Genomic DNA, 19089 nt, shown 5'->3' on the forward strand with positions numbered 1-19089 from the left:
CGAAGCTCTCGTGATCAAGGCGAAGTGGCGTAAATTCGACTCAACTTCTCGAACCGCCCGGTGCGGACCCCCATGCCGGGTGGTGTGGGAGGGGATCGGTCAAACTGGCCACCCCTATCCCAATATTGCCAGGGCAATCCTGTACGGGAAAAGTTTTCGAATACCCTCATAGAACTTGCCCGCCTGTTAAAGGATGTTTGAAGAAGTTAGTCTCTTTTATTGATATGATTCACGAAATCTTTTTCATGCGGGTATTCTTGCTCAGATGAATTAGTTTCTCCCAAAACATCATCGGCAATTTCTGGATAATGCTTATTCAAGCAATCAGGGCACAAACCGTGAGAAAACATAGCTTCTGTTTTAGATGAAATATAGTTTTCCAAGTTGTGCCAGTATCCTTCATCGTCTCGAATTTTTTTGCAAAACGAACAAATTGGCAGGAGTCCCTGCAGTGTCCTTACCTCTTTGAGAGCAGATTCCAGGCTTTCTTTTTCTTTTTTGAGCTGGCGGAATAGTACAGAAAAGGGGTCCCTTATACCAGTCCGAATCAGACCCTCGAGAACCAGAGCGAAGGATAGTAGCCTAAATATATGTCCCACCATATTAGAAAGTCCATAAACACTAACATAGAAGGTGAAAGCCAGTTCAGCTATTATTGTTGTGATTATAGCAGCCATAATAAGGCGAAAGACTCTGGGATCCAGAATTTCCTGAATGTGCTTTAACCTCAGAATAGATATAGCCAGAATAGCACAAATTAAATATTCGCTAGAGATTTTGAATGTTGTTAAACCCTTTCCTTCCAAGTAACAATCTGGAAAGACCTTAAATTGAAATATTGCTAAGAATCCTGCAATCGTTAATATCAAATATAGTGTTCCCCAAAATATAGTTGATACTTTTCTATGTGCATAGGTTGGAGCGATCAAAAGCGATATACTTTCCATGTAGCGAGCCATTATCCACAATTGGGTGGGTTCGTTAGCTGTAGCGTTTGGGAATACACCCATACCTTTGTAGGCTAATGCATGCAATAGATCTATTAGTCCAATAAAAAGATAGCTGATTCCCAGAAAGAGCAAATAGTGATTGGTCATATAGTTCTGGGTGACCCATGCTGTCAAAAAAATCATTCCAGTAACCACCACAGCAAATATTTCTACTAGGGAATGAAACAGGAGATAGTTATAAAAGCTCAAAATGCACATTAAGATAATGGGCGGCATGCCGATAACTATCTGCAAAATTGGTATGTCCAAAATGCGGTGAGATAAGTTTTTGGGGAAGTTCATATGAGGGCTCCAAATTTTTGTCTTTTTTACTTAATCAATTTTTATTTAAGCCAAGATTACGAAGGTAAAGTAAACCAAAAAGTGAACGTGCGGCCTATAGTAAGATTGGAAAGCTGGAAAACTAAGGAAAAGGGTAAAGGTAGTTTTTCAGCTTTCTATCCCTTACCCCTTTGTATTATTAGTTTACTTTAATTTTCTACCTCTTCCCACTCCATGCCTTCTGGAAGTTTAACACAAGCTTTAACTTCTTCCTTATCCATGGTCCACTGATAGCCCTTTTTCTCATGAATGTTAAATATAAGAGGACTTCTCAAGTGAAAACGGATAATGTTCTTATCCCGGTCAAAGGAAATGAGAGTTAAGACAATCAAGTCTTCTCTTGCTTTCGCGCCAATTGGTTCCATGCAAGCGGTTGGAACTTCATAAGAAATACCAATAACTTCAGGAAGACAGACAACAAAGGCAAGAGATGGTTCATCTACTGCCTGTAGCCACTGAAAAGGACCCTCTCCATGTTCTAAAAGCACGTATCGTTTTACGGATTCAAAACCTGGTATGCCCCATGGAAACTCAATAATACTATCGTCTTTTACTTCAATTGAGCCGAAACGAGAAGTTTCTATTATCATCCCTATTCCCCCTCTTTTTGTTTATGTTCTGCCTTTATAAAAAGCGGGAATGCGTTTATGATATCTTTGCTGTTTACAAGGGCTGCCTGACGATTTTCATCCTTTATCCTCTGATAAAGTTCTTCTCGATACACAGGGATGGTCTTAGGGCTTTTGATTCCAATCTTTACTCTGTTTTGCGAAATCTCTGTTACGATTATTTCAATATCTTCCCCTATACGAATAGCCTCTCCCACTCTTCGGCTTAAAATCAGCATAAGAAACCTCAGTTTAGGATGAACTCTTTAATGTCCTTGAAGGCATCTCCGAATTTGGCAAGGAGTTCCTCAATCATGCGAGATGTTATGCCCAGATCATTAAAAACTTCATCCTGGTTAGGGTTGAGAAATCCATCAATACCACAGCCGATGCCGATCGAAGAAACCATTCTGTTTGCCACGTATAGAATGTTTGCAATATCACGATACTTATCGGCCGCTTTTTTGGGATTATGGTGGAATCGAATTCCAGCCGTTACAGCATCAGGAAAGTTCCATTTTTTAGCAATAAGCCCACCTAGTTGCTGGTGGTCTATTCCCAGGATTTCTCGTTCAGCGTCAAGGAATGTCTTTTTGTTTTTTTTGACTTCATTAATAATCCGATCGAATTCTTCTCTAACATAAAAATGCAGAACTGTTTTCCCAATGTCGTGGAGCAGTCCCGCTGTGTAGAGAGAAAGCAGGTTTTGACGATTAAGCCGTTCCCCGATTATTTCTGTCATCAAAGCAACACCGACGGCGTGCTCCCAGAGTTCACCCTCCCTTAGATCATATCCTTCCATAGCCCCTCTATAATATTGGGCAGCACAAGCCGCCATCACCACTTGAATGAGTTGCTTTTGTCCCAGCACGACAATAGCATCTCGAAGGGATTCGACGTTACGAAGCCTTGCATAGTATGGTGATCGGGCAATAGATAACACTTTGGCTGCAATCACCGGTTCGTATTTGATTACATCTTCAATCTTTCTAACCGGAGCCAATTCCCGAAGAAGTGGCATCAGCTTATGGACCACATCAGGAAATGGAGGAAGACGTTGAGCCTGGGCAATGATACGATCAATCCATTCCTGACCGCTCTTTTGTTCGTTCATACTTCCATCCTCGCTAAGCTACAAAATCTTTCAGTTTTCCCGAATTTTTATTGTGATATATTATCAAAATGATGTAACAAATACAATGTAAAAAGAAAAACAGGGAATTCTTGACTCTTTAAAGACCTGTTCCTTAGGTCGCGGTTGGTTATGAAGAAGCAAAGACCTTTCGGTAATCTAGAAGAATGTTATCGAATATTGGGAATTTCCCCCAGCGCTTCGCTAGATGAAGTCAAGCAAAGGTATAGAATGCTTGCAAAACTTTACCATCCAGATGTCCGCGGTTCAGGTAGTTCAGGCTCATTGTCGAAGGGGGAAGCCACTGAGCTTTTTAGAAAGGTTAACGAAGCTTACAAGGTCATAGTTAACTGGAAAACTTTTGAGGCGGCTTTCAAAAGGGCTAAAAACTCGTCAAATATATCCCGAGATCCTGAAGATAATAATAAAAATATCTATGATGAAAAATCTTTTTCTCGCAATCCCTTTCACGATGACATTTATCGAAAGAAGAAAACCGTTTCTTACCCCAGGGATTTAACTTTTAGCCTTAAATGGCGAAAAAGAATAGCCACATTGATCATTGGATCTTTTTTGGTTTTGGTACTGGCCGTTATTGTCATACCCTTTCTTGATTCTTCTCCAAAACAAAGGGTTGTAGTTTCTTCACCGAATAATATCATTACAATTTCTTCGGAGCCAAAGTTGCCCGAAAAACCTTCTTCCGGATCTTTACCGTCAAGGCGGACGATCGGCGCAGCTTATCAGAACCATCCTTCTAAATCTTTTTTTACTGTCGGATCCACCGAAGATGAAGTTCTTTCAGTCCAGGGAATGCCGGATAAAAAGTCTGGTCAAATGTGGCATTACGGACTTTCTAAAGTCATGTTTCGGGATGGCAGGGTTGTGGGATATGATAATTTCGACGGTTCCTTAAAGGTCCAGCTTGTCCCGAAGAAGGATGTTCTTTCTGTTAACCTTCCTGAATATTTCACTCTTGGATCTAACCAGGATGAAGTTCTTTTAGTGCAAGGAACACCTCATAAAGTAATTAAGGACACGTGGCATTATGGGCTTGATAGAATTTTTTTCAAAGAAGAAAATGGTGTGAAAGTGGTGAGCGGTTACGACAATTTGGCTGGATCACTCAAAGTTCGTGTTATTCCTCCCGAAGTAACCCAAGAGTCAGCATCTTTGAATCGAGGCTACTTTACAGTCGGTGATAGTCAAAGGGATGTTGTGGCGATTCAGGGAACGCCTCAGAGAGTTGAACAAAACAAGTGGTTTTACGGAGCTTTTTACGTGATATTTGATCGGGGAAAAGTAGTAAACGTGGGTCCCGTGCCTGGAGATGGGGGAGGAGTGCTGAAGTTTGTAGCAAAGCAACAGTCATTGTCGGGTCAAAGTGGGGGTGGAAATGAGCACTAGGTTGATGGAGCAACTGCTTAGGGGAAGTTTTGATTGGAAAGCTTTTGATGCTTACGATGAAAAAATTCGATGGGACATGGTGAAAAATATTCTCGACGAGTATCGTAAGCTAATAAATGAACATTCTGTTGATGAGTTTGAAAAGCGCGGCAAGCTTACCAAAAAAATTCTAAAAGACATGGCAGCTATAGGCTTGTTCGGTCTGAACATTCCGGAATCATACGGCGGCAAAGGATGTAACCTTCAGGAATATCTTGCTATTGTGGCAGAGATGGCAAAAATTGATTTATCTGTTTCTCTTGTTTCTCTTGCTCATCTTTCTATAGGCATAAAGGGTATTTTGTTGTTTGGTTCCCAGGACCAAAAAGAACGTTATCTTCCTCGAGCGGCTTCGGGGGATTTGATCTTTTCCTACGCTCTTACAGAACCAAAACACGGATCAGATGCCCGCCATATTGAAACTCATGCCGAATTGTCCCCAGATGGTAAATATTACATCCTTAACGGACAGAAAACATACATAACTAACGCTAACTACGCCGGGGCGCTCACTGTTTTTGCTCAAATGGATCCAAATCAGCCGGGTTTTATGGGCGCCTTTATTGTAGAAACCGGTTGGGAAGGGGTCCACATAGAAAAAGATATGCCCAAAATGGGGCTTAAGGCGAGTTCTACGGCTACCGTGAGCTTTAAGAACGTCAAGGTGCCCACAGAAAATCTTATCGGCAGTCCAGGAGATGGCTATAAGATAGCTTTAGCAATTCTCAGCTATGGAAGACTCGGACTTGCTGCCGCTTCCTACGGGCTTATGGATCAGTCCTGTAAAGACATGCTCAAGAGAGCCAGATCGCGGAAGCAGTTTGGCCGTCCTATAGCAGAATTTGAACTGGTGCAGGAAATGATTGTAAAAGCCGAAGTTTACAAAACTGTGACCAAAGCGATGACATTTTTTACCGCCTGTATTATGGAGATGGATCCGGGAGCTTCTGTAGCTGTTGAGACATCCCATTGTAAGCTTTTCGGGACCGCTCGAGCCTGGAATGTTCTCTATGATACTATGCAGGTTCATGGCGGAGCAGGTTATTTGAGCACGCTTCCTTTTGAAAAACGTATGCGGGACTTTCGCGTAGCTACCATCTTTGAAGGCACCACAGAAATCCATTCAATTTATCCTCCGCTCTGGATTTTGCGACAGTGGAGGAAAGAACTTTCCGTGGAACGTTTTACTAATAAAGTAAGGCAGTTAGGAGAAATATTTTTTGCTTCAGAAAAATGGATTTCCTGGGGAGAAGAAACCGAACTCCAGCGGGCTCAGAGACTATGCGAAAAAATGATTGTGGCAGTAAGAAGATTGCTTCTTTTTGGTATGGTAAGATACGGGGAGAAAATAACAGATCATGAATTTTTCTTGCGGCGTATAACTTCACTCAGTCTTTATGCTTTTGGGTTGCTGTCGCTCGGGGCTGTCCTCAGGTATAGAAAAAAACGACACATGCTAAGCGAGAGAGATCTTGCCGTATTGGAGTATTTTACCGAAGAGGCGCAGGAAGTTTACCGAAAGGCTAACTCTGTCCTGATTTCACCAATTGAGAAGTCTCATGCAAGAGTGGTTAAATCCATGAACAGTCTTGATTGGTAGTTTATAATAGCTCGTGGGATAACTTTTCCCTGATGTTTATCAATAAACTCACTCCCTGGAAGTGGATTTTTTTTCTTAAAATTAGCTTGTAGTTTCTTGACATCATCCTTGAGAGTGATAAGAAGCCGATTACGTTACAAACCATGTGGATAAATTTTTATTAAAGCAGTTTTGGAGAAAGGAGCGATTTAGGGATGGAAGGATGGGTTTTTCTCTTCCCTGGTCAGGGCTCTCAATATGTTGGCATGGGAAGAGGCTTTTATGAATCCTACTCGGAAGTGGAAAAGATCTTTGATGAGGCTAGTCGTATCTCGGGTATAAATGTCGCTCGGCTGTGTTTTGAAGGTCCTGAAGATGAACTTGTTCTAACCAAAAATGTTCAGTTAGCCATTACTGTGGTTAATGTTGCTTGTCTCAAAGTGCTTGAACTTCATGGCATACATCCAGTTGCCGCAGCGGGTCACAGTCTCGGGGAATACAGTGCTTTGTATGCTGCGGGGGTAGTAGATTTTCCTGATCTGATCAAACTTGTTTACCATAGAGGTCGTTTGATGCATGAAGCGGCTGAAAAGTTTAGAGGCGGTATGCTGGCGCTTATGTATGCTACCGAGGAGCAGATAGGTCATATCTGCCGCGTCTGTGATTTGGAGGTGGCTAATATAAATTCGCCAGAGCAGGTTATAGTGACAGGAAGTCTAGAAGGTATTCAAAAGGCGATTGAAGAAGCTCGAAAGATTGGTATCAAAAGAACTGTTCCCTTAAACGTGAGTGGTCCATGGCATAGCCGCTGGATGAAAGATGCGTCCGACAAATTTGAAATTGTGCTCAAGGGTTGTTCTTTCCACCGCATGATGTTCCCTGTTGTAATGAACACGGACGCCAAAATCCTAGAAGACGGGGAAGATATAGGCGCAAAACTAAAAACCCAGATAGTATCCCCAGTTTTGTGGAAGCAATCTATCGAACGGCTTATTGCTCTTGGCTATACTAAGTTTGTGGAAGTGGGACCGAAGCAGGTTCTTAGTGGGTTGGTCAGGAAAATTGACAAGTCAGTTCACATTGCTCATGTTGAAGATCCTCCATCCCTGGCTACTTTTCTTAAGAATCATAATAACTTAAGTTGATGATAGGGGGATTAAGCGACCATGATCAGGCGAATTTTAGTTTTTGTTACAGTTTTAGCGCTGGGGATAACGGGATTTGCTGTGGAGCCGGTTAAAAGTGCAGAGCCAGATACGCCTACGAAAATAATCTCTTCTATGGTTGACGAAGTTTTCGCTGTTTTGAATAAAGGCTGTGCTCAGGGGCGCTCTGTAAGGTCCTACCGTGAAGAACTCTACCAGGTGGCGTTGAAATACGTTGATCTGGATGAAGTTGCTCCTAGAGTGGTTGGTCCTGTGTGGCGTGACCAGACAAAAGAAGCCCAGGAAGAATTCAAAAAACTGTTTAGAGAAGTGGTTTTTTCAAGCTATGCAGATCGGCTTGAGCGGTATGCCTGTGCTCAGAAAAAAGTGATTTATGAAAATGATGAAATTCAGGGATCTATTGCTAGAGTCAGGTCTCGAGTCCAATCTCCTGATCAGGGGGAAGCACAGATAGAGTATAGGTTAAAAAAGAAACCGACTGGTTGGAAGATTTACGATGTAGTGGTTGAAGGTGTTAGCATGGTACAGAATTATCGAAGCCAATTTGCTGATATATTGAGACGGCAGAGCTTTGCTCAAATGCTAGATATGTTACGGAACAAGGTGGAAACAGGTAAAAATTAGTTTTTAGATTGTAGAAGCGGTGAGATCTATCAAAACCAATGATGATTCTAAAAAGGATCTTGAGGGACATAGAAGGCGGCTGAGAGAACGCTTCGCCACAAGCGGATTAGAAGCGTTTCAAGACCATGAGGTGCTGGAATTGCTTCTTACCTATGCTATTCCTCGAAAGGACGTAAAGTCTATAGCGAAAAAACTCCTGGTGCATTTTAAGTCTCTGTCCTCTGTCTTTGATGCTCCTAGGGAAAGCCTTCAAAGTATCGAAGGAGTCGGTCCTCAAGCCGCTATACTCATTTCTTTAATTCCTCAGCTATCGGAAAGATACGCCTTTGATCGTCAGCGCCACCGTGATACTCTCTCCTGCGCTAAAGATGTTTGGGAATATATTAAACCTCGAGTGGATAAGGCTTTTGAAAGTCTCTGGATGATTGCCCTTGATAGTCAGAATAAGGTTTTAGCCGCTGAAATGATTCAGAAAGGCACAGTTAACAGGACGGTTGTTATTCCGAGGTTGGTTGTAGAAACTGCTATAAAGCATCGGGCAACGGCTGTTATCCTTGTTCACAACCATCCCGGAGGAAGCACTGCTCCATCTCAGGCTGATAGGCATATAACATCTTTGCTTAAAAAGACCTTGGAGGTTCTTGATATACGACTTCTTGATCACCTAATAATAACCAGTTCCTCTTATTACTCCTTTGCGGAAACTGGAGATCTCTAAGGATGGAACGACTAGCAATCAGTATGGAAAATGTCTGGTTTGTTAGGAATGGTAGAGCCATCATCCATAACTTCTCCTGGCAGGTGGAAGAGGGGAGTCACTGGATTTTGTTGGGACCTAACGGATCTGGTAAAACCACCATTCTCAAGCTCATTGCTGGCTATCTGTGGCCTACGGAGGGGGTTATATCCGTTTTAGGGAGTGAGTTTGGAAAGATCGATCTAAGAGTTCTTAGACGACAGATTGGCTGGGTAGGATCTTTTCTTCAGGAACACATCGCTTCTGAACAAACACCTATGGACATCATCCTTAGTGGCGCGATGGGATCTCTTTGGCTTTATGAAAAACCATCGAAGAAATCTATAGCACTGGCCGAGTCAATGGCCGATCTTGTAGGATGTTCCCATCTGCTAAAAACACCCTATGGAGTTCTTTCTCAAGGTGAAAAGCAACGAATTCTTCTGGCTAGAGCTCTGACCGCTCAACCTCGGCTTCTCCTGCTAGATGAACCCTGCGCTGGTTTGGATATGGTTGCCAGAGAGCACTTCCTGCAGGTTCTTTCTCAACTTCCAGTTAAACTTTCGCACCCCATAACCATTGTCCTGGTTACACATCACATTGAGGAAGCAAATCAGCTCTTTTCGAAGGCCCTTCTTCTGAAAAATGGAACGGTTCTGGGGTGTGGGTCTATTTGGGATGTTTTAACAGATAGCATGCTTTCCGAACTTTATGAGGCACCGATTAAAAGTTTTTCCTTCAACGGCCGTTATTATGGATATGTAGTCTGGAACGGGATTGAACCTTTAAGAAGGCGATAATGCAAGGTGGAAAGGATGTTCGGCATGAAATGCTGGCATGCGCCTCTAGAAGGCCTTGTGGTGCTTGAACCGCAGGTGTTTGAGGATGATAGAGGATTTTTTTATGAGAGTTACAACGAAAGAACTCTCCAGAGCCTTGGCATCAACGACAGATTTGTTCAGGACAATCACTCAGGATCGAAACAATGGGTATTGAGAGGGCTTCACTACCAGATTTGCCATCCTCAGGTAAAACTTGTGCGAGTAGTTAAAGGCGAAATTTTTGATGTAGCTGTTGATATTCGGCGAAATTCTCCAACCTTTGGAAAATGGTTTGGCATAATACTTTCGGCAGAAAACAAAAAGCAGCTTTACATACCCGTAGGGTTTGCTCACGGCTTTCTCGTGCTTTCCGAATGGGCAGAGGTGCTCTATAAAACAACGGATTTTTACGCTCCTCAGTGCGATCGAGTAATCGTGTGGAATGATCCATCTATAGGTATTAATTGGCCGCTTAATGGACGAGAACCGATTCTTTCGGCGAAAGACGCTAGGGGTGCTCTTCTTGAGCATGCTGAAGTTTTTTAGAAAAGGAGATTATGCGTGAGTAAGCGAGTAATCATAACCGGAGGATTAGGTCAGCTCGGATGGGAACTTCAGCGAACTAAACCTTCTCACTGGGAGGTGTGGATTACTGACATAGATGAAATGGACATCACTCAGCCAGAATCGGTCGCTAAGGCATTTCAAGACTTCAAACCCCATCTTGTCATAAACGCTGCTGCCTATACTGCTGTAGATAAAGCTGAAGATGATGTGGAGATGGCTTTTCGAGTTAACCGTGACGGAGTAATTAACATCGCCAGGGAGGCAAGGGTAGGGCAGTGCCGTATTATTCATATATCGACTGATTTTGTCTTTGACGGATTTTCGGGAGTTCCCTATAGCCCTGATGATACTCCCAATCCTATTGGTGTTTATGCCAAAAGCAAGCTCGCCGGGGAGAATGCGCTTATGGAAGTTTACCCTGAAGGAAGCCTGATCGTTCGAACCGCATGGCTTTACTCCGCTCACGGAAATAACTTTGTTAAAACAATGCTAAGACTTTTCCAGAGTCAGCAAGTTGTGCGTGTCGTGAGTGATCAGGTAGGCACCCCTACATGGGCTTTTAATCTCGCCAGGTTTCTTTGGTTTCTGGCTGATTGTAACTTCGTTTTGCTTGATCACCGCCGTTATCATTTTACCGATGCGGGAGTTGCAAGTTGGTATGATTTTGCTGTTGCTATCGAAGAGGAGACACGTTCGTGGAGAAATCACACTGTGGAAGTTATGCCGATTTTTTCCAAAGACTATCCAACCAAGGCTACACGTCCCCATTTTAGCGTGTTAAATAAAGAAGTTGCGTGGAAACTCTGGAATGAAAAACCTCAACACTGGCGCAAGGCTCTTAGATGTATGCTGCAAGAGCTTGATAATTCTAAAGATTCTCAGGCTGTCTGACGAGGTTACATCATGTTAATCATAATCCTGGTAATAGCCTTTTTGGTTTCTTGGGGGCTTGTTTTTGTTATCACTCCTTTGGTTGAAAAACTAGCACGGAAAACCAGGCTGTTCGATTTGCCATCTGTTAGAAAGATTCATGCAGAGCCAACACCCAGGATTGGAGGCCTTGCCTTCTTCTTTGCTATTTTTATTCCTTTTGTTGTGTTTTATTTCGGCATGTGCCTTTATCTAGAGCTTCCTTTTACATATCTTCTATCCAAGCCTGATTGGTTGTGGGTATTACTGGGGGCAACTTTTATTTTTATCACAGGCTTGTTTGATGATCTAGTCGGTGTTTCCTCAGGGCTTAAGTTGCTTTGCCAGTGCGTTAGCTCTTTTGCGATAATATCTGGAGGACTTGGTATAGAGAAGGTTCTAATTCATCCCTGGGGTATCATGTCTCTTCATCCTGCTCTTTCTATAATGGTTACGGTTTTGTGGTTTTTAGTGATGATAAACGGTTTTAATTTTATCGACGGTCTTGACGGGTTGGCTGCGGGAACGGCTTTTATTTGCGGGTTATTTCTGCTTATTGTTGCATTTCAGACCGAGCATTACTACATGACCATCCCAATAATTATGCTTGCTGGGGCCACCATTGGATTTCTACATTACAACTTTAATCCTGCTCGTATTTTTATGGGAGATTCTGGAAGTTACTTTCTCGGTTACGCTCTTGCTGCTATCGCCGTCAAAGTTTCGCGAGACGAGACTATAGGTGGTGCGAACGTTATCGTTCCTGTGGCTGTAATTTTGTCTATCCCTGCTATTGACGTTCTTGTTGCCGCCTTGAGACGTGCTCTCAGGAAGAATCACATTTTCAAACCTGATTGCGAACATATACATCACTGCATGATTCAAAAGGGCTTTAGTCATAGTAAAACGGTATTTTGGCTTTATGGAGCAAACTGTCTGATGGGATTACTGGGAATTTCCTATTTTTACCTTCCACCGCCTTTTTTCTGGACGATTCTTTTTGGCACTGTAGTTTTGCTGTTTTTGTTGGCTTCCACGTTTGGTTACTTAGATTGGTTGTTGAAATCTAATTTTGTGGTTTTTCTGAAAACCAAACTTGTAAAAGCTAGGTTCCGGGTGAGTTTCTTAAGAGATCTCTGGTGGTTGGAAAATGCATCAACAATAGAAGAAATGAGGAAAAGGCTGGTTTCTATTCTCGTGCAGTTAAACTTTGACTATGCTCGTCTTACGATTTTTTCCCCCCCGATTGACGAGAAAAGCCACCAGCGTGAAGTTGTTTACCCTGTGTTAAAGTCGGGATCTAAAATCCTTCAGGTTTCTGCACCTCTTCAGCTTAATATCCCTCTTATTCGTGGCAAGACTGTGTATGGGTATCTTTTTGTGGAGAGAAATATCATGGAAACGGCTCTCCCGCAGAAATGGCTTCTTAATCTTGTGGAACGGATCGCTAGATCTGCCCTTAATTGGATTATAAGAAACCGTAGCAAAGGAAGCCGTTCGGCTTTTGCAAGCAAATCCGATGTTCATGAAAAAAATGTTCGTAGAGAGACATTCATACTGATTGCTAAACCACCTTACGCTACTTTGAATCAGCCTCATTGAAAAAGATCTATTCAGCGTTGCCTGGCAAAGTTTAACTGAACTTATTATTCAGAGGCGATGTCAAGAATCTTAGACAAAACTTCGATAGTTGGGAAATCACCGTATGGGGAAAAGGTCATTTCTTCATCGGTTATGGTCGCCTTAAATGGATATGTGAACGAAGAATTGAGAGGAAGAGAAAATCTTTTACTCAGATGGCGTAGCAAAAAGTCTTCAAGCGATTTGTGGTCTCTTATTTCCATACCCCTACCATAATTTTTAATAATTTCGGCAATATCTCTGAAATTAAAGACGTATGGCCCCCAGCATACGGGTATTCCATAAATTGCCGGTTCAAGCAGATTGTGTCCTCCTTTAGGCACAAGACTACCTCCCACAAAGGCGACATGGGCTATACCGTAAAAATTCATAAGCTCTCCAAGTGTGTCCACAAGATATACAGTGTCTTGTGTTTTTATTTTCTCTTTTGCTGAACGCCGAGCAACATTGAAGCCGTATTTGTGACTTGCATTTCCAAACCACTCAATATCTCCAGGAATATTCCTAGGAGCCAGGATCAAAACTGCCTTTGGTATGTATTCAAGGATTTTTCGGTGCGTTTTTAGGACGACTTCTTCCTCACCTCGATGAACACTTCCGGCTATCCAGACCGGGACCTGTGAATCGATACCGATTTCATTCTTGAGTTCGACTAGTTTTTCTTCAGAGATCTTTTTTTCTCGCACGGCATCCAGCTTAATGTTTCCCAGAAAGAAAAGCTTTGAAGGTGATACGAATTCTCCATAAAATTTTAGCATTTCTGGTGAAGCGACAAAAACGGCGTCAAACATCGAGAAAGTATTTCCTCCAGACTTTGCCAGCAAACGGTAGCGCTGGAAAGAAGAAGGTGACATTCGAGCGTTGACCAGAAAACACTTTGTTTGGTGAGTTCTTAGAGCAACAAGCAAGTTAGGCCATACATCTCCTTCAATGAGAATGAAAATTGATGGGCGTAATCTTTTTACGAGCTTTTTCATTATCCACGGAGCATCCAGAGGCATAGTAAGAATGTTATCCAGTTCCAGGTTGGAAGACTTAAGAATTTTGTAACCTGATACGGTCGATGCAGACATAACGATAGGCTTAGATGAGCCAATTTTATGCCGTATAGATATAAGCAGGCGTGCAAGCGGCAAGGCGGATAAAACTTCTCCTGCTGATAGGGCATGAATCCATATTCCACCTGCTTCAATAGTGGGTAACTGTTCAACATTTTCTCCCAGACGGATCTTTAACTTTTTCACTTCTGCAGAGTTTGAAAAAGACAGGTGCGAAATGATGTTAATAATCGGACGAGCCATTACCCAGATGGCGTTGTAAATTGATAATAGACTGTAGCTGAAGGGCTTTGGTTCCATTTGCCTGAAAAGCTAATGGGCTATGGCTGTGTGCGATCGTCTTAAGATAGGTTCCTGAACCTTGCCGTATTGTAACTCATAAAGCTTTCGGTATGTTCCTCCAAGCGATATGAGTTCTTCATGTTGCCCAGCTTCAACGATTCTTCCTCCGGACATTACGAATATTTTAGTGGCTCTCTGAATGGTGGAAAGCCTGTGAGCGATAATAAAAGTAGTGCGACCGGCCATAAGATTTTCGAGCGCTTTTTGAACCTCCTTTTCGGCTTCACTATCAAGTGATGACGTAGCTTCATCCATTATGAGTATTGGAGCGTTTTTTAGAATAGCTCTGGCTATACAAAGGCGCTGTTGTTCTCCTCCGGAAAGTCTTATTCCCTGTTCCCCCACAATGGTATCGAAACCGTTGGGAAGTTGCATAATAAAGTCATAGGCATAGGCTAGTTTGGCGGCTTGGACAATTTCCTCTTCCGATGCATCTTCTTTTCCGTATGCGATGTTGTTTCGTACGGTGTCATTAAAAAGAAAATTCTGTTGAGTCACTATTGCTATGTGACGCCTCAGAGAATCGATTCTTAAACTCCTTATATCATGCCCGTCAATAAGTATTGCTCCCTCCGTGACATCATAAAAGCGAGCGATGAGATTTACCAGAGTGGTTTTACCGCTTCCGCTAGGGCCAACTAGTGCCGCCACTTCTCCCGGTTCTACGCGAAAACTTACATTGCTGAGAGCAGGTGTTACGCCATCGTAGGAAAAAACCACGTTTCTAAATTCGACACATCCCTTTACGTGTTCGATTTGTTTAGATCCAGGGGCATCGCTTATAGAATTAGGCTGATCCAGAATAGAATATACTCTCTCAAGAGATGCCAATCCTCGCTGAATGAAAGTGTTCATTCTACTTAATCCCTTTACTGGTCGGTAAATCATAATAAGAGCCCCGAGAAATGAAAAGAATGCTCCTGGAGTGGCTTTGCCCGTTATAACCTGGTAGCCTCCATATCCTATAATGGAAGCTATACCAATGGAGCCGATGCATTCCATCAAGGGGGATGCCATGGAGTCTATCCATGCAAGCTTCTTCGCATAGGAAAGAAATTCTCTGTTTCTGTGATTGAATTTTTGAATTTCCTGTTTTTCTCTACAGAAGGCTTTTACTATTCTAATACCCCGGAATGTCTCATGAATAATTGATGCCAGCTGCCCCATCCCTTGTTGGCTCTTGTGGGCAAACTTCTTAAGAAATTTACCGAAAATAAAAAGCGGGTAAAAAGCTACAGGAAGAACCACCATGGCTATTAGAGCCAGTCGCCAGTTTTGGTAGAATATGACAAACGTCAATCCGATGATGGTAAAAACATCTCTCACAATTCCAGTGACAGCTCTGGATACAGCCTCCTGAATCTCCTGAACATCGTTAGTGATACGGCTTAGAAGTTCTCCTCCGGCTTTATTATCAAAGAACGAAACTGGCATAAAAACTAGATGGCTGAAAAGCTTTGTTCGGAGATCAGCGACAATGGAAAGTCCGGCAACCTGGATAAAGTATTCACTGCCCCACTGAAAAAATCCTTTGATGAAGAAAACAATTAGTATTAGAGCCGGGACCATAAGCAAACGGTTAATGTCTTTGTGGAAAAAAATATCATCCATAACGGGCTTGATTAGATAGGCTGCGAGAGCTGTAAAGGCGGAAAAGCCAATCATACAAAGAGTTGATAAAACCAGGGGTTTTCTGTATGGTTTTATAAGATTAATAATTCGTTTGAGTATGATACGGTCTTGATAAAATGTGCCGACAGACTTTTTCACTCTTGTAACTCCCTTTGCTAAAGTAGGTTGCAAATGGCTGAGGAGATTTATTCTAGCTCGATCTGATTGTTAAACAAGCTTCATAAACTTGGTCAATGGCTTTTTGAACTCCCACTGTAGGAATCCAGCCGCAGCCCTCACATGGTCTTATATGCCAGTCTTTTCCCGAATGTCTAATTTCGATCCAAAAATCTTGCACAAAATCGTCTTCTATCACAAGCGCCCGGACTAGAGCCCTCTTTTGATGTGGATCGTAAAGGAAGTCCTTAAAGTCCACCACGATTTCTCCCCGCAGTGGAATAGGATTGAACAATTCAGGAGCAAATGTTGTAACCCTGTAAGTTTTCATCGTTACCGCCTCAGGTTGATTTGGTGGAATATGGATCTCTTTTTTGAGTTCGATTTGATAAAAGACATTTTTACCGGCTCGGAGCCACTTATTTTCGTATTTGGTAGAAAAGCCAGGTCCAGTTATTTCAAATGATACTAGAAACCCAGTATCCACAGATTGTTCTTTAATCCAACAGAAGTAAGGATAATCATCCGTTACTATGCGTAGGATCCCCCCGCTGACAAGACAGCCGTTAACCTGTCGAAGGAATTTTTTAGAAAAAAGCCTGTAACGTTCGTGGCGTTCTTTGGGCCATGGACAGGGGAAAAGAGCGTAAGCCTCTGAAATGGATTCAGAAGGGAAAAGGTGATTAAAAACCCACCTCGCATCAGCCTTAATGATTTTTAGATTAGGTATTTGGTATCTATGGATAGACCTTAAAGCACGCCATACGGATTGCCATTCCCGATCTATTCCTACAAAGTTTATTTCCCGACACTCCCCGGCGCGTCTGGTAAGGTATTCACCGTTTCCAAAACCTATTTCTACCACAATGGGATTAGAGTTTCCGAAGATACTCTCCCAGGAGATCGGGTGATTTTCTCTACGCCAGTTTACTAGGGGCTTCAAGGAGAGATAGCGAGCCTTCATAGCCCGTGTAGTGGGGTTATACAAAATTAAAAAACCTTCCTGAACATAGAAGGTGAGTATTTTTGCCTCTAATTTGGTGGAGGCGGCAGGCGGATTCGAACCGCCGAATAATGGTTTTGCAGACCACTCCCTTGCCACTTGGGTATGCCGCCTTGCGAGAAACCTTTTATCTAAAATGGCCGGTATATGTCAAGAGATTTAGAGAGGGTGTTCTAAAACTTCCTTATGGGGTGGCGAAACATAGAAAAGGCAGGGAAGAAACTCAGCTTGGAAGTCCTTCCAAGCTGAGTTTTGTCATTCAAGGCATCATCGTAGGGGCAACCCCTTGTGGTTGCCCCATAAATAGGGCAGGCACAAGGCCTGCCCCTACAGACTTCATCCTCCCCCTGTGAGGTTGTTTTACATGTAGGGGCAACCGGTGGAAGGATCGGTTCCGGCCTTCTGGTGTAGTCTCCTCTGGGTTGGTGCACTTGCGGGAAGCATCTTTTGGTGTTTCCGCGGGTAGCTCTGAGTTCAGCCGCGTTTGACCGTCCAGCCGAGGGCGGCGGATTCTATAGCGGATTCTGTCAGATACGCCATGGATCATTCTTGGGTAGCGGTACGGCGTGCTCTGTTCCGACATTATGCGGGTTTTCCCTGTCAAATTCCCATTGTAGTGGATTTGTCAGAATGTATTCCCGGATACGGTTCAGGGATTCCTCGTCGCGGATGATATGTTCGTAATAGTTTCTTTGCTAGAGGCGACCTGGAAACGGCGGCCATCCACATTGTTTGACCCCGTGAGTGTACAAAACCGTGGTCCCGGATTTAAACACCCCGACCACATCCCCAACTGTAGGGGCAACCCTTGTGGTTGCCCTATTTGTGGTTGGCCTGGTATTTTGGGCAGGCACAAGGCCTACCCCTACGGGATCGCCGACGATAACGATGATACCGTGTATGTGATTTGGCATAACGACAAACGCATCCAACATAATGCCGGGAAACCTATCTGGCAACGATTCCCATTCGGCATACACCATCCGTCCCGCACCATTTAACTGCATTTCACCATCCACCACATCCCCAAACAAACAAGCCCGCTCCTGACTGACGATAGTGATGAAATATGCTCCTGGCTTGCTGTAATCGTAGCCTTTTAGACGCAAGGAGCGGCGATGGTGTTTGTTGAGATTGTAGGTCATAGGCCGTGCTCCCCAAAAACCGTTCTGCATCTCTCACGTGAATCTCGCCGCGAATGACCGGAATAGCACGCAACGAGCTTACCATGTCAACAACCATAGGCGGTCGTCAGCCACTGGAAAGTTTTGCGACGTTCCGTAACGTGACTTCCCGCCACTCAGCCGCCATAGCCCAGGTTCTCCAGTTTTTTCAATAGCGCTTCCACCACAGGCTTGAGTGCCGGGACGTCCTTCTGTACTGCCTCCCAGACGATTTCTGTATCAAGCTCGAAGTAGCCGTGAACCAGGATGTTGCGCATGCCGATGATCTTCGGTCAGGGAATATCCGGCGCTAGCTTTCTCACGTCCTCCGGTAAAGCACGGGCGGCCTCGCCGATGATCTGCAGATGTCGGAGAAACCATACCTGTAGCATTTCGTCCTGCTCAAAGGATGCACGATCCCTTTCTCGGTAACGCTCGATAGCCGCGATCGCCTGTAAGATGTCCCGAAGTCTTTCTTTGGGGTCTCTCATATCGGGACTGCCTCCTTTAGAACCTTTTCCCGAATTCGTCTTTTGAGACCACGCTCCGTCACGACATCTACTCGGCATCCTAGGAGTTCCTCTAATTCATACTGAAGCCCTCCTAGGTCAAATAGCGTTCGACCCGACTCCAGCTCCACCAAGAAGTCAATGTCACTGCAGGCGTCTGCCTCACCGCGAACCACCGAGCCGAACACCCTCACGTTGCGCGCTCCATACTTGGCGCAGAGGCGCAGGATTTCTTCTCGCTTTTCAAGCAGTTGCTCTTCAGGGGTCATACCCAAGCTCCTTGAAGTTCTTCCAAATTACTTAATTCAGACGCCGCGCCTTGGCTTGCTGCTGGCGAAGTTAAGCGACCAGGTGTTCCATATTTTGCTCGAAGTGTTCGTTATCGTCTTTCTGAACTCCAGCACCTGCGTAGCGGCCGGGCCTGAGCATACATAGGGGCAATTCTATGTGGTTGCCCTAGCCCCTATAGAGCGCCAGGCTTGGTAGGTGCAGGCGATGCATTGGATCTCTTCACTACTGTGCAGAGCGTCCGCCACGTGCCACAGTTCGGCTTCGTAGCCAACGGTGTCGCCATTGGTTTTTTCCGATTTCAGTTTCAGGCATGTGCACGCGTCTGTCGAGGAACATAGAGTAAAGCCAACCATTATTTTTGATACTATAACCAGG

The 19089-nt window shown here is 43.8% G+C and carries 18 protein-coding genes, 1 tRNA gene and 1 pseudogene; 9 read left to right on the forward strand and 11 right to left on the reverse strand.

All coding sequences use genetic code 11. The features are described 5' to 3' along the window. Positions 1 to 206: 206 nt before the first annotated feature. From WHS38_06565 to WHS38_06580, 4 genes are all read right to left on the reverse strand, one after another. The gene (locus WHS38_06565) at positions 207 to 1292 is read right to left on the reverse strand and encodes an MASE3 domain-containing protein (GenBank protein ID MEJ5300635.1); all 1086 of its coding nucleotides are present in this window, start codon (positions 1290 to 1292) and stop codon (positions 207 to 209) included. Between the two features lie 188 nt (positions 1293 to 1480). Further along, complete coding sequence (fliW, locus tag WHS38_06570) at positions 1481 to 1921, reverse strand: flagellar assembly protein FliW (protein ID MEJ5300636.1); 441 nt, start codon at positions 1919 to 1921, stop codon at positions 1481 to 1483. A gap of 2 nt (positions 1922 to 1923) precedes the next feature. Beyond that, entirely contained in the window at positions 1924 to 2178 is a 255-nt protein-coding gene (gene csrA, locus WHS38_06575) for a carbon storage regulator CsrA (GenBank protein ID MEJ5300637.1), read from the reverse strand. 8 nt (positions 2179 to 2186) lie between these two features. After that, positions 2187 to 3053 carry an HDOD domain-containing protein gene (locus tag WHS38_06580; protein ID MEJ5300638.1) on the reverse strand — a complete coding sequence of 289 codons (867 nt, stop codon included), beginning with the start codon at positions 3051 to 3053 and terminating at the stop codon, positions 2187 to 2189. 150 nt (positions 3054 to 3203) lie between these two features. Between WHS38_06580 and WHS38_06585 the strand changes: the two genes are divergently transcribed. From WHS38_06585 to WHS38_06625, 9 genes are all read left to right on the forward strand, one after another. Then, positions 3204 to 4478: a J domain-containing protein gene (locus tag WHS38_06585; GenBank protein MEJ5300639.1), complete on the forward strand. Its 1275-nt coding sequence runs from the start codon at positions 3204 to 3206 to the stop codon at positions 4476 to 4478. Continuing rightward, positions 4468 to 6117, forward strand: coding sequence for an acyl-CoA dehydrogenase family protein (locus WHS38_06590; GenBank protein ID MEJ5300640.1), 1650 nt, complete (start codon positions 4468 to 4470; stop codon positions 6115 to 6117). The genes WHS38_06585 and WHS38_06590 overlap by 11 nt, the downstream gene beginning before the upstream one ends. Positions 6118 to 6311: 194 nt before the next feature. Beyond that, positions 6312 to 7241, forward strand: a complete 930-nt coding sequence (gene fabD / locus WHS38_06595) for an ACP S-malonyltransferase (protein MEJ5300641.1) — start codon at positions 6312 to 6314, stop codon at positions 7239 to 7241. 21 nt (positions 7242 to 7262) lie between these two features. Continuing rightward, a complete protein-coding gene (locus WHS38_06600; GenBank protein ID MEJ5300642.1) occupies positions 7263 to 7886 on the forward strand; it encodes an ABC transporter substrate-binding protein in 624 nt (207 codons plus the stop codon). Between the two features lie 19 nt (positions 7887 to 7905). Next, positions 7906 to 8604: a DNA repair protein RadC gene (gene radC, locus WHS38_06605; GenBank protein ID MEJ5300643.1), complete on the forward strand. Its 699-nt coding sequence runs from the start codon at positions 7906 to 7908 to the stop codon at positions 8602 to 8604. A 2-nt stretch (positions 8605 to 8606) separates the two neighbouring features. Further along, the gene (locus tag WHS38_06610) at positions 8607 to 9422 is read left to right on the forward strand and encodes an ATP-binding cassette domain-containing protein (protein ID MEJ5300644.1); all 816 of its coding nucleotides are present in this window, start codon (positions 8607 to 8609) and stop codon (positions 9420 to 9422) included. Positions 9423 to 9446: 24 nt separating this feature from the next. Next, the gene (rfbC, locus tag WHS38_06615) at positions 9447 to 9989 is read left to right on the forward strand and encodes a dTDP-4-dehydrorhamnose 3,5-epimerase (GenBank protein ID MEJ5300645.1); all 543 of its coding nucleotides are present in this window, start codon (positions 9447 to 9449) and stop codon (positions 9987 to 9989) included. Positions 9990 to 10004: 15 nt separating this feature from the next. Next, the gene (rfbD, locus tag WHS38_06620; protein ID MEJ5300646.1) at positions 10005 to 10901 is read left to right on the forward strand and encodes a dTDP-4-dehydrorhamnose reductase; all 897 of its coding nucleotides are present in this window, start codon (positions 10005 to 10007) and stop codon (positions 10899 to 10901) included. Between the two features lie 12 nt (positions 10902 to 10913). Then, positions 10914 to 12521 carry an MraY family glycosyltransferase gene (locus WHS38_06625; protein MEJ5300647.1) on the forward strand — a complete coding sequence of 536 codons (1608 nt, stop codon included), beginning with the start codon at positions 10914 to 10916 and terminating at the stop codon, positions 12519 to 12521. A gap of 44 nt (positions 12522 to 12565) precedes the next feature. Here the strand turns inward: WHS38_06625 and WHS38_06630 are convergent, their stop codons facing one another. The 7 genes and pseudogenes from WHS38_06630 to WHS38_06660 all read right to left on the reverse strand — a co-directional run bounded on the left by WHS38_06630 (position 12566) and on the right by WHS38_06660 (position 18692). Beyond that, positions 12566 to 13918 carry a glycosyltransferase N-terminal domain-containing protein gene (locus WHS38_06630; GenBank protein ID MEJ5300648.1) on the reverse strand — a complete coding sequence of 451 codons (1353 nt, stop codon included), beginning with the start codon at positions 13916 to 13918 and terminating at the stop codon, positions 12566 to 12568. A gap of 12 nt (positions 13919 to 13930) precedes the next feature. Continuing rightward, entirely contained in the window at positions 13931 to 15730 is a 1800-nt protein-coding gene (msbA, locus tag WHS38_06635; protein MEJ5300649.1) for a lipid A export permease/ATP-binding protein MsbA, read from the reverse strand. 52 nt (positions 15731 to 15782) lie between these two features. After that, positions 15783 to 16691: a tRNA (guanosine(46)-N7)-methyltransferase TrmB gene (gene trmB, locus WHS38_06640; protein MEJ5300650.1), complete on the reverse strand. Its 909-nt coding sequence runs from the start codon at positions 16689 to 16691 to the stop codon at positions 15783 to 15785. 98 nt (positions 16692 to 16789) lie between these two features. Further along, a tRNA-Cys gene (locus WHS38_06645) sits at positions 16790 to 16864 on the reverse strand. A 582-nt stretch (positions 16865 to 17446) separates the two neighbouring features. Then, a complete protein-coding gene (locus tag WHS38_06650; protein ID MEJ5300651.1) occupies positions 17447 to 17896 on the reverse strand; it encodes a hypothetical protein in 450 nt (149 codons plus the stop codon). A 155-nt stretch (positions 17897 to 18051) separates the two neighbouring features. After that, positions 18052 to 18483: pseudogene (locus tag WHS38_06655) on the reverse strand (DUF86 domain-containing protein). Then, positions 18402 to 18692 carry a nucleotidyltransferase family protein gene (locus WHS38_06660; protein ID MEJ5300652.1) on the reverse strand — a complete coding sequence of 97 codons (291 nt, stop codon included), beginning with the start codon at positions 18690 to 18692 and terminating at the stop codon, positions 18402 to 18404. Before WHS38_06660 ends, WHS38_06655 begins: the two are co-directional and overlap by 82 nt. Positions 18693 to 19089: the final 397 nt, after the last annotated feature.

The organism is Thermodesulforhabdaceae bacterium (assembly GCA_037482015.1).
GTDB lineage: Bacteria > Desulfobacterota > Syntrophobacteria > Syntrophobacterales > Thermodesulforhabdaceae > JAOACS01.